The sequence below is a fragment of the Streptomyces sp. genome, assembly GCF_035645055.1.
Taxonomy (GTDB): domain Bacteria; phylum Actinomycetota; class Actinomycetes; order Streptomycetales; family Streptomycetaceae; genus Streptomyces.
Genome location: NZ_DASQNH010000090.1, coordinates 1 through 14256, shown reverse-complemented (window position 1 = coordinate 14256; position 14256 = coordinate 1). Strand labels below are relative to the sequence as shown.

15 protein-coding genes are annotated in these 14256 nt (G+C 72.6%); 8 read left to right on the top strand and 7 right to left on the bottom strand.

Features of this window, described 5'->3' with window-relative positions:
* Window positions 1-30: 30 nt before the first annotated feature.
* From VE614_RS28755 to VE614_RS28745, 3 genes are all read right to left on the bottom strand, one after another.
* Window positions 31-789 (bottom strand): glucose 1-dehydrogenase, encoded by a 759-nt coding sequence (locus tag VE614_RS28755; RefSeq protein WP_324943489.1) that lies wholly within the window; start codon window positions 787-789, stop codon window positions 31-33.
* 62 nt (window positions 790-851) lie between these two features.
* Window positions 852-1706 carry an NAD(P)H-binding protein gene (locus VE614_RS28750; protein WP_324943486.1) on the bottom strand — a complete coding sequence of 285 codons (855 nt, stop codon included), beginning with the start codon at window positions 1704-1706 and terminating at the stop codon, window positions 852-854.
* Entirely contained in the window at window positions 1703-2326 is a 624-nt protein-coding gene (locus VE614_RS28745) for a ScbR family autoregulator-binding transcription factor (protein ID WP_324943484.1), read from the bottom strand. Before VE614_RS28745 ends, VE614_RS28750 begins: the two co-directional genes overlap by 4 nt.
* A 125-nt stretch (window positions 2327-2451) precedes the next feature.
* Between VE614_RS28745 and VE614_RS28740 the strand changes: the two genes are divergently transcribed.
* Window positions 2452-3384: a ScbA/BarX family gamma-butyrolactone biosynthesis protein gene (locus tag VE614_RS28740; RefSeq protein WP_324943481.1), complete on the top strand. Its 933-nt coding sequence runs from the start codon at window positions 2452-2454 to the stop codon at window positions 3382-3384.
* A gap of 97 nt (window positions 3385-3481) precedes the next feature.
* On the opposite strand, the gene VE614_RS28735 is transcribed toward VE614_RS28740, so the two are convergent.
* From VE614_RS28735 to VE614_RS28720, 4 genes are all read right to left on the bottom strand, one after another.
* Window positions 3482-4699 (bottom strand): MFS transporter, encoded by a 1218-nt coding sequence (locus VE614_RS28735; RefSeq protein ID WP_324943479.1) that lies wholly within the window; start codon window positions 4697-4699, stop codon window positions 3482-3484.
* Window positions 4700-4826: 127 nt separating this feature from the next.
* Window positions 4827-5423 (bottom strand): helix-turn-helix domain-containing protein, encoded by a 597-nt coding sequence (locus VE614_RS28730; protein ID WP_324943477.1) that lies wholly within the window; start codon window positions 5421-5423, stop codon window positions 4827-4829.
* Window positions 5424-5477: 54 nt separating this feature from the next.
* Window positions 5478-6752 (bottom strand): GNAT family N-acetyltransferase, encoded by a 1275-nt coding sequence (locus VE614_RS28725; protein WP_324943475.1) that lies wholly within the window; start codon window positions 6750-6752, stop codon window positions 5478-5480.
* Between the two features lie 77 nt (window positions 6753-6829).
* Complete coding sequence (locus tag VE614_RS28720; protein WP_324943472.1) at window positions 6830-7060, bottom strand: BBE domain-containing protein; 231 nt, start codon at window positions 7058-7060, stop codon at window positions 6830-6832.
* Between the two features lie 1068 nt (window positions 7061-8128).
* On the opposite strand from VE614_RS28720, the gene VE614_RS28715 reads away from it, so the two are divergent.
* The 7 genes from VE614_RS28715 to VE614_RS28685 all read left to right on the top strand — a co-directional run.
* Window positions 8129-8887: a 3-oxoacyl-ACP reductase family protein gene (locus VE614_RS28715; RefSeq protein WP_324943469.1), complete on the top strand. Its 759-nt coding sequence runs from the start codon at window positions 8129-8131 to the stop codon at window positions 8885-8887.
* 95 nt (window positions 8888-8982) lie between these two features.
* On the top strand, window positions 8983-9894 hold the full coding sequence (locus VE614_RS28710) for a zinc-binding dehydrogenase (protein WP_324943466.1): 912 nt from the start codon (window positions 8983-8985) through the stop codon (window positions 9892-9894).
* A gap of 300 nt (window positions 9895-10194) precedes the next feature.
* Window positions 10195-10716, top strand: coding sequence for a flavin reductase family protein (locus VE614_RS28705; protein ID WP_324943464.1), 522 nt, complete (start codon window positions 10195-10197; stop codon window positions 10714-10716).
* Window positions 10717-10724: 8 nt separating this feature from the next.
* Complete coding sequence (locus tag VE614_RS28700) at window positions 10725-12161, top strand: FAD-binding oxidoreductase (RefSeq protein ID WP_324943460.1); 1437 nt, start codon at window positions 10725-10727, stop codon at window positions 12159-12161.
* 23 nt (window positions 12162-12184) lie between these two features.
* Complete coding sequence (locus VE614_RS28695; RefSeq protein WP_324943457.1) at window positions 12185-13387, top strand: acyl-CoA dehydrogenase family protein; 1203 nt, start codon at window positions 12185-12187, stop codon at window positions 13385-13387.
* A 52-nt stretch (window positions 13388-13439) separates the two neighbouring features.
* Complete coding sequence (locus tag VE614_RS28690; protein ID WP_324943454.1) at window positions 13440-14021, top strand: cupin domain-containing protein; 582 nt, start codon at window positions 13440-13442, stop codon at window positions 14019-14021.
* A gap of 41 nt (window positions 14022-14062) precedes the next feature.
* Window positions 14063-14256: 3-deoxy-7-phosphoheptulonate synthase (locus tag VE614_RS28685; protein ID WP_324943643.1), on the top strand; the 194-nt coding region annotated here is incomplete at its 3' end.

Here is a 14256-nt window from a genome sequence, read left to right as displayed (position 1 = left end):
TGCGCGGGTGCCCCGTCCGGACGCGGCGGATCAGGCGGCGGTCCAGCCGCCGTCCACCGCCATCGCCGCGCCGGTGACGAACGACGCGCGGCCGGCCAGGAGCCAGGCCGCGGCCTCGGCGACCTCGCGGGGCGCCGCCATGCGCCGCTGCGGAGCACGCTGTACGAACGGCTGCGCCAACTCCGGGTCCGCGGCGAGGACTTCGTCCATCAGCTCGGTTCGGACGCTGCCCACCACGAGGGCGTTCACCCGGATGCCGCGCTCGCCGTAGTCGGCCGCCGCGGCGCGGGTCAGCCCCAGCACCGCGTGCTTCGCGGCCACGTACGGCGCGCCCGAGCCCGGCGCCAGCACCCCCGCCACACTGGAGGTGTTCACGATCGAACCGCCCTGCCCGTCGGCGAGCATCGCCGGTATCTGCCGCCGTAAGCAGTTCCACACGCCGCGCACGTTCACGTCCATGACACGGTCGTAGTCGGCCTGGTCGGTCTCGTGGAGCAGCTTGCCCACGGACGCCCAGCCGGCGTTGTTGAACGCCCCGTCCAGCCGACCGAACCGCCGCACCGCCGTGTCCACGGTCCGGGCGACGTCCTGCTCATGGGTGACGTCACCCGGCACCGGCAGCGCGGATCCACCGCTCTCCTCGATCTCCTTTGCCAGCTCGCGCAGTCGCGTCGCACGCCGTGCCATCAGTACGACGCGGGCGCCCTCCGCGGCGAACAGCCGGGCGGCGGCGGCCCCGATACCACTGGAGCACCCCGTGATCATGATGGTCTTGCCGTCCAGGAGCATGTGGTTCTCGTCCTCTTCTCGTTGCGGGGTTCGAACGTGTCCGTACGCGGCCGGCGACGCGATCAGCGGAACCGGTCGAGGTTCGCCCGGGCCCACACCTCGAACGGGGTCGCGGGGCGGCCGGTCACCCGCTCCACGTCCCGGGTGACGGCGGCCTTCGCCCCGGCGTCCTGGCGCCTGGCGCTCTCCAGCAGTGCCCGGGCGACGGACTCCGGGTACCGCGCGCGCCAGCGGGCCAGGGCCGCCTCCTCCGTCAGCGACTCGTGACGCGGCGGGCGCCCCAGCAGCTCGGCCAGCTGTGCCACCTGTTCGCGCGCCGAGACGGCGCGGGGGCCCGTCAGGGCGTACGCGCGGCCGCCGTGCCCGGGACCGGTGAGGACATGGGCCGCGACCTCGGCGAGGTCGGCGGGGTCTACGCAGGCGTTCGGGGCGTCCCCGTACAGGGTGCGCACCGGCTCGCCGGCGCGGATGGCGCCCGCCCAGTCCAGGCAGTTGGACATGAAGGCGCGTGCCCGCAGGAACGTCCAGGCCGGGCCCGCGGCCTGCCAGATGCGCTCGCACTCACGCTGCCAGCGGGTGATCAGGTCCTGTGCCCCGCTGTCGGTGACGGCGAGCGCGGACAGCTTGACCACATGGCGCACCCCCGCCTGCCCGGCCGCGGCGGCGAGGTGCTCGTCGTGACAGGGCCGCACGGGATCGAAGGTGGCGACGAACAGGGCGTCGGCCCCTTCGAGGACGCGCTCCAGACCGTCCCGGCGGGCGAAGTCGGCCCGCACGAGGCGCCCGTGGACACCGAGTCCGGCGGCCTGCTCCGGTGACCTCGTCAACGCGAGCACCTCGTGGTCGGTGCTCAGCAGTGCGGTCAGCCGGCGTCCGACGGTTCCGGAGGCCCCCGCGACGGCTATCCGCAGTCTCACCCGGCCTCGCCTCTCGTGACGTCGAGGTCGATCCGCGCGATGGTCTCGGGGCAGGCGATGCCGGGCAGCAGCATCCGCCACATGACGACCGTACGGCGCGGCAGATCAGCGCGGTCGCTGATCAGCTGCGAGTACAGCTGGACGCCGGTGCACGCCCCGACCAGGAACTCCGCGATGTCCTCGGGCCGCGTCGCGGGCAGCAGTTCGTTCTCGTCGACGGCCGTGTGCAGGCACTCGGCCATTATCTCCTTCCAGCCGAGGTAGGACGAGGCGTCCCGCAGTCCGAAGCTCCCCTGTTCCACCGACAGCCGGACGCCGGCGCGGAGCAGGGCGTTCACCTGGAGTTCGTGTGCCCACACCAAGGTGATGTCGACCAGACGCTGGAGTCCGCGGGAGTTCAGCCTCGGCTCGATCACGGCGGGCTGGGCGCTCATGACGGCGCGGGCCAGTCCCTCCTTGGACTTGAAGTGGAAGTAGAGAGCACCGGCGGTGACCTGCGCTCGTTCCAGGATGCGGTTGATGCCCGCTCCCGCGTACCCGCACTCGTCGAACACTTCGGCCCCTGCCCGCAGCAGCACTTCGCGGGTGCGCAGAGCCCTTTCCTGGGTCGGTCGGGTCATCGTCTGATCAGCCATCCTCGACAACAAAAAGAACGTCCTTTAGGTTTACATGCGGCTGCTGCGGCAGTCCAGTTACCGCCCGAGACGGGCCTTGTTCGGTCACCTTCTGCCCCATGGGAGTGACGTTGACCAAGCCGTTAACCATCGATGCCGCCGTCGAGACGCCCAGAGTCGCGCAGCGGTCCGTCCACAAATTCCATGCCGACCAGGTGCTCCTGACGGGGTGGCGGCGCGTCGCGGACAACTGTTTCGTCGTCACCGCCCGCTGGCCGGGAGATCATCCCCTCTACGCCGTGCGCGGCGGACACCATGATCCCCTCCTCCTCAGCGAGACCGTCCGCCAGTCCTTCCCCCTGCTGTCGCACCACGCCTACGACGTCCCCTTCGGACACCATCTGGTCTGGGACACCTACGCCTGGCGGCTGGACCCGGCGGCCCTGTGGGCCGACGGATCGCCGGCCGCCGTCGAACTGCATGTGTCCACCCGGGAGGTGGTGCGCCGCCGCGGGAGCGTGGCGGTCCTCGCGCTGGACTACGAGATCCTGCGGGGCGGAGTGCCGCTGGCCAGCGCCGAGAGCCGTTTCACGATCCAGGCCCCGGCCGTCTACCGGCGTCTGCGCGGCTCGCACGCCGACCCGGCCGCCGTCCGGCCGATACCCGTGCCGCCCGCGATACCCGCTTGCCTGGCGGGCCGCGACCGGGCCGCCGATGTCGTCCTCGCGCCCGCCGGGCCGGACGGTCGCTGGCAGTTGAGGGTCGACACCGGGCACCGCGGCCTGTTCGACCACCCGGTCGACCATGTGCCCGGCATGCTGCTGCTGGAAGCCGCCCGGCAGGCGGCCCACGCCCTGCACGACCGGCCGTCCGTCGGTGTGACGGCGATGGAGACCCGGTTCCTCCGGTACGCGGAACTGGACGCGCCCGCGTGGATCGAGGCCAGGCCCACCGGCAGGGACGCCGCCGGGCGGCCGACGCTGTCCGTGACCGGCACGCAGAACGGCCGTGAACTGTTCGACTGCGCGGTCACGCTGGACGAGGGCGGCCCGCGGCGCTCGTAGCCCGTCCGCGGACGGCGGGCCTGGCGAGCGGGGCGGTGCGGCGCACACGACGTGGGCGGCCGGCTGGATGCCGGCCGCCCTTTCGCCGCGCGCGGGGTCAGACCTGCTCGGTCTGCTTGACGGGCGCGCCGGTGGGCGCGGCCGCGACGGCCACCTCGGGCCGGGCAGTCGCCGCCGGGGTGGACCGGCGGGCCAGATCCGGCAGGACGGTGGCCAGGCCGACGAGGGCCATGACCGCACCGAGCCACAGCGGAGCGCGCAGGCCCCAGGCCTCGATGACGACGGCGCCGATGGAGGAGCCGAGGATGATGCCGAGGGTGATGAAGGAGGAGTGGACCGTGTTGACCAGCGGGCCGGCGTTTCCGGTGCGCTGTACGCGGGTCGCCATCGCCGGGTTCATGGTGACGCCGACCAGGCCGATGCCCATCATGCAGATGATCGCCGGGACGGGCAGGTCGGCCAGGAGCGCGAAGCCGGCCAGGAACACGGTGTTGAGGACCAGACCGACGGCGAGCACCGGGACGGTGTGGCCGTCGGCGAAGCGGCCGACGACGTTGTTGCCGATGACGGTGGCGGCACCGTAGGCGATCAGCAGGAGCGGGACGGTGCCGGTGGAGAAGCCGGTGACCTCGGTGAGGATCGGGTTGAAGTAGCTGAACGCGGAGAACGTGGCGCCGATGATGAGCGTGCTGGTGGAGAGCACCAGCCACAGCTTGGGCTTGCGGAAGACGCCGACCTCCTCGCGGAAGCTGCCGCCGCCCTCGGCGCGCTCGATGCGCGGCACCCCGAACAGGGTGGCCACCGCGGCGATCACGGTGATCAGGGTGATGGTCCAGAACGCCGCGCGCCAGCCGAAGCGCTCGCCGACGAGGGTGGAGATGGGCAGACCCAGCAGGGTGCCGAGCATCAGCCCGTTCATGGCCACCGCGATCGCCCGGCCGCGCACCTCGGGACGGGTGAGCTGGGCGCACATGGAGATGCCCACACCGAAGAACGCCTGGGAGGCGATGCCGGTGATGATGCGCGCGGCCATCATCGTCCCGTAGCCGGTCGCGGTGGCGGCCAGCACGTTGCCCGCCAGGAAGATGGCGAACAGCACCATCAGGGCGGTGCGGGGCGGGAACTTCATGACGGCGATGGTGAGGAAGGGCCCGCCGACCGCCATGGCCACGGCGAAGGCGGTGATGAGGTATCCGATCTGCGGAATCGTCGCGTTCAGGCCGTCGGCCATCTGCGGCATCAGCCCGGCGACCACGAACTCGCTGGTCACCATGGCGAAGATGCCGAGTGCCAGAACATACACGGCACGAGGCACGGTTCGGTCTCCTTCGGGTGTGCGCTGTCCGGCGGTGTCGCGCCGGACGCCTCGATTCTAGTTATGGATAGATCAGTTCAAAACTCGGGCGTACGGAGACACCGCCCGGCGCGGGCAGTGCCGCCGGTCAGCCGGTCAGGGCGTCCAGGATGACGTCGGCGATCGACTCCAGCGCGGCGCGGTCGGCGCCGCCCTGACTGGAGATCCGCATCCCGCCGATGGCCGCGTTGACGAACCGGGCCAGTGCGCCGGGATCCCGGGCGGAGGTGATGCTCCCGTCCCGCCGGCCCTCCTCCAGCACCGCACGCAGGGCGGCCAGCCGGCGGGCGGTGTCCCGCTCCAGCATCGCCGCCGCCCGGGCGTCCCGGGCCGACAGCTCCACCGTGGTGTTCACGGTGAGACAGCCGAGGCTGCGACCGCCCGCCCGGTGTTCCGTCTCCCCCTCGACGACCATGGCGAGCAGGGCACGGATGCGCTCCGCCGCGGTCAGCCGGCCGTCCTCCAGGAGGGCCAGCTGGGCGCTCGTCATGGAGTCGATGTAGCGAGCCAGCGCCCGCTCGAAGAGGTCGTGCTTGCTCTTGAAGGTGTTGTAGATGCTGCTGCGCCCCAGGCCCGTGGCCTCGCACAGATCCTGCGTGGAGGTGGCCTCGTAGCCCTTCTCCCAGAACGTGCGCATCGCCGCGTCCAGGGCCCGCTCCTCGTCGAAGCTCCTCGGTCGGGCCATGCCCCGAGCCTAGCACGTTTTGGATCGCGTGGTCCAATAGTATGCGGAGGGCGGTCACGGGGCGCCCGCCTGATAGCGCCGCCCCTGGACGGCGCGCGGCGACCACGGGCGCCGCCCCGTCCGGAACATCGCGTCCGCCCGCACGAGCGCGCCGGGCCGCAGTTCCTCGGTGCCGCCGAGCGCCGCCAGGCGGGTGGCCGAGTCGTCGCCGAGGTAGAGCGCGCTCAGATCCCGCACGTCGATCCGCAGATCCGGGGCGCGCCCGGTGCGCGAGCAGGACGCGCCCTCCGGGCCGCCCTCCAGCGACCATCTGCCCGCGGCGTAGCCGGCCGCGTCGGTCACCTCCAGCACCAGGCCGCCCTCGACGCCGTAGGTGCGGGCCGACAGCGCCCGGGGCGTGTCCAGCACCCGCAGCCACATGTAGTCGCTCAGGGCGCTGACCCGCGCCGCCCTCGGATCGCCGAGCCACAGCGGGAGCAGGGTGTCCGGCGCGCGGTAGGGCAGGTGCACGGTGGACACCCAGTCGACCGTCACGGCGTACCGCAGCAGGGCCGCCTCCGCGCGCGGGGACACCGCGACGAGGTCCCGGATCCACAGCGGCGAGCGGGGCAGCATCCCGCCCCAGGTCTCCTCTGCGCTGAAGCAGAGCAGACCGTCGGCCTCGCCGGTGTCCGGGTCGACGTGGAGGGCGAAGAACGGCTCGGGCTGCTCGACGGTGCCCTCCGGACGCTGCCCGGTGGCGTCCAGCCACCACTGCTCGTCCCGCCGCAGCGCCCCGTGCTGGACGGCGCGCAGCCGCTCGTAGACCGCCGGGGCGGCCTTCAGGTACTCCCGGGCGTCCACTTGGAGCACCCCGGAGATGTCCGCGGTGCGTCCCGGGTCCAGCCGCGCCCGGTGTACGTCGATCTCGAACCAGGCCATCGCCGTCGCGGGCCCGAACCCGTACCGGCCGTAGAGCGGGTACTGGGCGGCGTCCAGGACGGCGAGCGGCTCACCGCGCTCGAAGGCACCCTGGAGGTCCATCGCCACCATCCTGCTCAGCAGGCCGCGCCGGCGGTGCGTGCCCGCGACGCTGACCTTGGACACCGCCGACACGGGCAGCACGGCCCCGCCCGGCACGGTCAGCTCCTGAGGGGTGCTGCGGTACGTGCCCACGCACCGGTCCATGTCGAAGGCACCGATGAGCCGGTCCTGGCGGGCGGTCGCCCGGATCGCGTCGACGCTGTGCTCGGTGTAGGGGCGCAGGTACCCGTTGCCCCAGGTACGGGTCCAGGCGGGCAGGTCGTCCTCGGTGACGGCGCGGATGTCGATCACCGCTGTATCGGTCATTGCTGCTCAACCTCCGGTCCCCGCGGGGGAGCCGGTGCGGCCGGTGGGCCCGGCCGCACCGGCTCCCCCGCGGTGCATCAGGGCGCTGTCGTGACGGGAAGCGAATGGCGGAAGTAGTCCGACGGGTCCCAGCGGCGCTCGATCCGCTGGAGCCTGCGGTAGTTGCCCTTGTGGAAGAGCGCGTGCCAGGGCAGGTCCGACCGGTTGTGGCGCGGGTCGGCCAGGTCCGGATCGGCCAGGAACCGGTACAGCGACGCGATCTGCCGGTCGGTGAAGTTCTTGCGGAAGCAGGCGGACTTGAGCCCCACCCCGGGCGATCGGGTTGGCGCCCACCGGGTCCGGCGCCCCCAGCATCCGCGCGGCGGCCAGCCACGGCAGCTCCGTCGGGCGGAACGGGTGGGGCATGGCGGCCAGTTCACCGCTGGGCCGCTCCATCGGCACCGGCTCGATGCCGGTCCCGTCCAGCAGCTCCGCCAGATACGCGTCGAGCAGCGCTCGGGAGTCGGGGATCGTCGCGTCGATCTGCGTGAAGAGGCTGAGCCGGCCGAACGCCTTGGCGTTGACGTTGAACAGGCTGCTCAGATGGCGGTACGGGTCGTCCGGGCCGCCGTGCCGCTGGTGCCACGCCCCGAAGTTCTTCATCAGCCGGGCGAAGGACGCGTGGCCGAGCTGCTCCCAGGGGAAGTCGAGGGCGCTCGTCCACACCCGTGCGGGCGGGTTGACCAGCTGGTCGCCGGGCCGGTCGCCGGTGGCGCCCGGGGAGCGGATCATCTTGATGTACTCGGGGCGGGCCACGAAGCGCTTGTTGATGCCGGTGGTCAGCAGCTCGTAGCGGGGGTCCACGGAGGAGACCCGGGCGCCGGCGGCCTGGCCGGGGCGCGCGCCGGCAGCGACGGCCGAGGGCGCGGCGGCGGTCAGCGCCGCGGTACCGGCGAGGGCGGCACCGTCCGCCAGGCCGGACCGGCGGCCCGGACGTGCAGATGACATGGTTCTCCACCTCTTGGCTGGGTGAGGCTGGGGTGAGCCGGGGGAAGGGCGGATCGATGCGCCGTTGACCGGGCGTCGGGGGCCGGAGCCGGTTCCGCGGCCGTCGAGAGGCCCCCGGCCTGAGGCGGCCGGGCGGGGCATGGCACGACGCTAGAACCGTCCCCGGCCGAATTCCACTGATGACGTGAGTAGTCGCTCGCTACTCGCCCCTACCGGGTCGGGTAGAAAACGCCGCGGCGGGCGGCGTTTCCTTGAGGCCGGTTCCGCGCGGCTCCTATGGTCGGGGGCACACCGGGGTCCTTTCGGACCGCCGTGGTGTTTCCCCTTCATCCCCCACCCTTCGCCCTTCACCCTTCATCCCGACACTTCGACGAAACGGGTCTGAGCGCATGGACATCGTCAGGAATCTCGTGGGCAGGACGGCTCTGGTCACCGGAGGAAACCGAGGCATCGGCGCGGCGATATCCCGTCGGCTCGCCGCTCAGGGAGCCGATGTGGCGCTGACCTTCGCCACCAACAAGGAGCGGGCGGAGGCCGTCGCCGAGGAGATCGCCCGGGCCGGCGGCGGACGCGCCCTGGCGGTGGCCGCCGACGCCACCGACCCGGAAGCCATTCGCACGGCGGTGGACGCGGTCGCCCGCGAGTTCGGGCGCATCGACATCCTCGTCAACAACGCCGGATACATGGACATGTCGATGCCGGCCCTGGAGGACACCCCGCTGGAGGTGCTGGACCGCACCCTCGACGTGAACGCCCGGGGCGCCTTCCTCACCGCGCAGGCCGCCGCCCGGCACATGGGTGAAGGGGGCCGGATCGTCAACATCAGCAGCTGCCTGGCCAGCCACGTCCCCGGTCCGGGCATGACGGCGTACGCCATGAGCAAGGCCGCCGTCCGCGGGCTCACCCTGGGGCTGGCCCGGGACCTGGGACCGCGCGGCATCACCGTCAACGAGGTCGCCCCCGGTTCCATCGACACCGACATGAACCCGGCGGACGGCCCCTCCGCGGAGTACCAGCGCTCGCAGAACGTCTTCGGCCGGTACGGCCACGCCGACGAGATCGCCCACACCGTGGCGTACCTGGTCTCGCCCGAGGCCGCGTTCGTGACCGGCGCGTCGGTGGCGGTGGACGGGGGCTCCAATCTCTGACCCGGGGTCCGACGTCCGAACCCGGTCGCCCGGCCCCGGATCCACCCGGGCCGCACCCCCGTCTCCGCCGCTCCGCAGAAGAAGTGGGTCACACCATGCGTGCTCTTGTCATCGACCGCGAAGCCCCCGGCGGGCTCCGGCTCACCGAGGTGCCCGATCCCGTCCCCGGACCCGACGAGGTCCTGGTCCGGGTCGCCGCGACCTCCCTCAACCACGGCGAACTCCCCCGCACCGGCAACGCCGCCGCCGCACCGGGCACGGTCCCCGGCTGGGACGCGGCGGGCACCGTGGAGCGGCCCGCCGCCTCGGGCGCCGGCCCGCGGGCCGGTGAACGCGTCGTCACCTGGGGGTGGTCGGGGGGCTGGGCGGAGCTGCGCGCGGTCTCCGTGGCCGAACTCGCGGTGCTCCCGGACGAGGTCGACTTCGTGCGGGCCGCCGCGCTGCCCGTGGCCGGGCTGACCGCACTGCGCGCGCTGCGCCGCGCCCAGGTCGTACCCGGCCACCGGGTCGCCGTCACCGGCGCTTCGGGCGGCGTGGGGCACTTCGCGGTGCAACTCGCCCGGCTCCAGGGCGCCGAGGTGGTGGCCGTGGTGGGCGACCGGGCGCGCGGGGCCGGCCTGACCGACCTGGGCGCGCACCGGGTGGTGACGGACCCGGCGGAGGTCGGCGCGCCGGTCGACATCCTCCTGGACCAGGTCGGGGGCCCGCTGCTCGCCCGTCTCCTGGAGCGGATGGCCGACGACGGGACGGTGATCTCCATCGGGGCCACGTCCGGTCTGGACACCCCGCTCGCGCCGTACCAGCTGGTGGGCAGGCGGCTGACCCTCGTCGGCATCCAGGCAGGCGGCCGTACCGGTGCCGACCTCGCCCACCTGGTCCGCCTCGTGGCCGAGGAGCGGCTGCGGGTGGGCGCGGGCCGGGTCGCCGACTGGCGCTCGGCCGGCGAGCTGGCGGAGGACATCGTCGCCCGCCGCGTCCGGGGCAAGGCGGTCCTGACTCTGTCCTGAGCCGCTTCCCCGCTGTCCGCTGTCCGCTAGTCCGTTGCCTGTTGCCTGTTCTCCGTGATCCGTTCTTTCCAGGTGCGCCGCCGACTTTCGGCGGCGCACTTCTTTTCGGCCCGCCGTCTACTCGTCCGAGTAGTTCAGGTAGTCCGAGCAGCCCGGGGAATTACCCGCGTTATCAGTGGCCACCGGCGCGGCGCATTAACTAGCTTATTTCCCAGAGCTTCCCGAGCGAATCGTGAACCGGCCGATCGCAGAAGAAGCCAGAGGTTTCTCTGGTCCGGCTACCGACTGAATCGAGGGCCTGTGTCCACGACCGTTTACCGCACTTCCCCCCGCATCGGCATTCCGGATCCGGTGCCCGACACCGTCGTCGATCTGCGCTCGGCCATGCGCCTGTTCCCGACCGGTGTCGCGCTGCTGTGCACGGGCAGCGGCGAGAGCGCCGTCGGCATGACCATCAACGCGCTGATGTCCGTGTCCCTGACGCCGCCCCGCATCCTGGTCAGCGTGCAGAGCACGGCCCGTGCCCACCCCGTGCTCTGCGACAGCCGGACCTTCGCCGTCCATCTCCTCAGCGACCGGCAGGCCGCCACCGCCGGGCTCTTCGCCTCCCGCGACAAGCCGTTCGGCAGGGATCTGGAAACCCTGGTCGACCGGGATGTGCTGCCGGTCGCCCTCGCCACGCTGCGGTGCTCCGTGGAGCAGGTCTTCCAGGGCGGCGACCACAGCCTGTTCCTGAGCCGGGTGGAGTCCATCGGGCACGGCGAGAAGAACGGCGAACCGCTCGTCTTCCATCGCGGAACTCTCGGAACCAAGCATCAGTGAGGTGTCCTTTGTCTGTCCTTCCCGCGGGAATTCCCGCCGAAGCGATACGGGCGGTCGGCGAGGAGTCGAAGCCCCTGCCGCCCGGCGCCAACGTCAGCATGTTCCGCCCCCGTGACGTCTACGGTGTCGTACGGCCCCGCACGGTCACCGAAGTGCGCGCCATCGTCCGGGCGTTCGCCCGGGCCGGGGGCGGTCCCGGACTCCAGGCCGTCAGCACCGGGCGCAACTGGGGCCTGGGTTCGCGCGAGCCGGCCCGCGACGCGGTCGTCACCCTCGAACTCGACGGCCTCGACGCCGTCCGCGACCTGGACGAAGAGGGCGGCTGGGCGGTCATCGAGCCCGGCGTCACCCAGCTGCGGCTGGCGGAACTGCTCGCCGGCACCGGCCGGATGCTGAACGTCACCGCCTCCTCCGGCCACACCAGCGTGCTGGGCAACATGGTCGACCGGGGTGTCGGCCTGCGCCGGCAGCGCACCCTGGATCTCGCCGGCCTGGAAGTGGTGCTGCCCGACGGCGAGTTGATCCGGGTCGGCTGGTGGCCGCACGGCGACCGGCCCGGCGCGGTCAACCCGCAGGGCCTCGGCCCCTCGCCGCTGGCCCTGTTCACCCAGTCCGACCTGGGCATCGTCACGGCGGGCGTGGTACGGCTCCTGCCCCGCCCGGAGGCCCAGCGGGTCCTGCGCCTGGGCTTCGGCCGCGCCCGGCTGCCCGAGGCCATCGACGAGCTGCGGCGCTGGACCGCCCAGGGTCTCGTCTCCGGTGTCCTGAAGGTCTACGACACCGTCTCCACCCGCTCCTACGGCGGCCAGGGCGACGAGTACGTGACCCACCTGTGCGTCGACGGCACCGAACGGTCCGTCGAGGCCCTCACCCGGGTCATCGAGGAGGAGGCCGCGCGCAGCGGGCTGTTCACCCGCGTCCTGCGCTCGGACGAGCGGCCCCCCGCCCCGGACGACCTGGTCGCCCGTGCCGTGGAACGGCTCTACGCGGGCGATCCCTCCCGCAACGAGACCATGCTCCGCTCGGCGGTCGGACAGGAGGCGGACCAGGTCGACGCCAAGGGCGGCGGATGGCTGTTCTTCCTGCCGCTGATCCCCTTCACCGGAAGCGCGGTCGCCCGCTCCCAGGACCTCCTCGCCCAGGTCCACGCCGAGACCGGCGTCCAGGCCGGCTCCACCATCAACGCCCTGGACCCGGACGTGATCGACCTCGTCGTCTCCTTCCGCTTCCCGCGCACCGAGAGCGACGCCGCGCGAGCCCACCGCGCGCTGGACCGGACGTACGAACTGTTCGCCGAGGCCGGTTTCCGCCCTTACCGCCTCGACTCCGAGCACCACCAGTGGGTGGACCGGCTCGACGCCGACCCCGCCGCGCGCGCCTTCGTCCGCCGGCTCAAGCAGACCCTCGACCCGCGCCAGGTCATCGCACCGGGCCGGTACGCCTGACCCACCGCCCCACGGAGGACACCGTGACCATCACCGAGCTGCCCCGCACCGACGAGTCCACGCGGGTGCCGAACACCGCCGAGGACATCCTTCGCCACGCCCGTGAGGCGGTACCGGTCCTGCGGGAGCGGGCCGCCGACATCGAGGCCGCCCGCCGGCTCCCCCGGGACGTCGTGGAACTGCTCCGCCGCGGCGGCGTCTTCCGCGCCGCCGTGCCCAAGGACCGCGGCGGACCGGAGCTGACGTCCATGCAGCAGACCGAGCTGATCGAGACGCTGGCCACCGGGGACGTCTCGACCGCCTGGTGCGCCATGATCGGCATGGACTCGGGCATCTACGCCGGCTATCTGGAGGAGCCGGCCGTCCGCGAGTTCTACGACCGCCCGGACACCCCCAACTCCGGCTGGATCCACCCGCAGGGGCGTGCCGAGCGCGTGCCCGGCGGCTACCGGGTCACCGGGCACTGGCGGTTCGGCAGCGGCTCCACCCACTGTGAGGTCCTGGTCGCCGGATGCCAGGTGTTCGAGGACGGCCGGCCCGAGCCGGATCCGGTCACCGGTGACCCCGTTCACTGGCGCGTCATGGTGGCCCGTCCCGACCAGTACGAGATCGTGGACACCTGGCACACCACGGGCCTGGCCGGCAGCGGCAGCTGCGACTACCGGGTGACCGACCTGTTCGTACCGGAGGAGCACTCCTTCTCGTTCCGGGTGCCGCGGCGCACCGGCCCGCTGCACGCCACCCCCGACGCCATCCTCCGCAAGATGTCCGGCGTGCCCCTCGGCATGGCCCGCGCCGCCATCGACCACGTGCGGGACCTGGCGGGCACCCGGGTCGACCGGGAGAGCGGCACACCCTGGGCGGAGAGCGCGCGGGTGCGGTCGACGCTGGCCCGGGCGGAGATGGAGCTGGCCGCGGCCCGCGCCGCCGTCTACACCAGCCTGGAGGAGCAGTGGGCGGCCCTGGAGCGGGGCGACGAGACCACGGCGCGCCAGCGCACCGCCACCGCGCTCGCCCGCTACCACGCCTTCCGGACCGGGCGGAGCATCGTCTCCACGCTGTTCGACCTCGTCGGCGGCTCGTCCATCTACCGCGGCTCGTCCCCGCTGGACCGCTGGCTGCGTGACGCCAACACCATGTGCCAGCACGCGGTGGCGCAGGACTCGATCCTCGAACTGACGGGCCAGGTCCTGCTCGGCGGCGAGTCCCGCAGCCCGTTCTTCTAGGCGTCCCGCGCTCTCCCGGCTTCCCAGAACTCACCGTTCCCGAGGACAGACCATGTCGCAGAGCACGACCGCACACCAGCACGACCAGCACGGCCGGCACGACCAGCACAGCCGGCACGACCAGCACGGCGCACCCCACGAGCACGCGCAGCAGCCGGTCCGGGACGTCCTGCACATCCCGGCGGGCGAGGGCCGGTCCGTGTGGCTGAGCGGTGACGTCTACACCGTCAAGCTCACCCATGAGGAATCCGGCGGGTCCCTGACGTTCCTGGAGGCATCCGTCCCGCCCGGCGGCGGACCGCCCCTGCACATCCACGCCGACGCGGACGAAGCCTTCTACCTGCTCTCCGGCGAGCTGGACATCACGGCCCGGGGCCGCACCTACGCCGTACGCCCCGGAGACTTCGTCTTCATCCCGAAGGGCACGCCCCACCGGTTCCGTAACAACGGCATCCACACGGCACGTCAGTTGCTGCTGTTCAGTCCCTCGGGAGTCGACCGCTTCTTCCTGGAGGCGGGCTCGCCGCCGGTCCCGGGCACCCCGCCCCCGCCGCCCGAGACCGAGGACCTGCCCCGGGTCGTCGCGATCGGGGAGCGCCACCACCTCTTCCAGGCAGCGGAGGAATCCAGGTGACCACGCAGGTGCTCGACGGCCCGTCGGCCGTGCTTCCCGACCTGGCCGTCCCGACGACCGGGCAGGCCGCGCAGGAGCGCTACTCCTGGCGGGGCCTGCCCGCGGCGCAGCAGCCCGAGTACCCCGACCCCGAGGCTCTGCGCAAGGTGATCGCGGACCTCGAGTCGTATCCGCCGCTCGTCTTCGCGGGCGAGTGCGACCAGCTGCGCGCCCGGATGGCGGCCGTCGCCAAGGG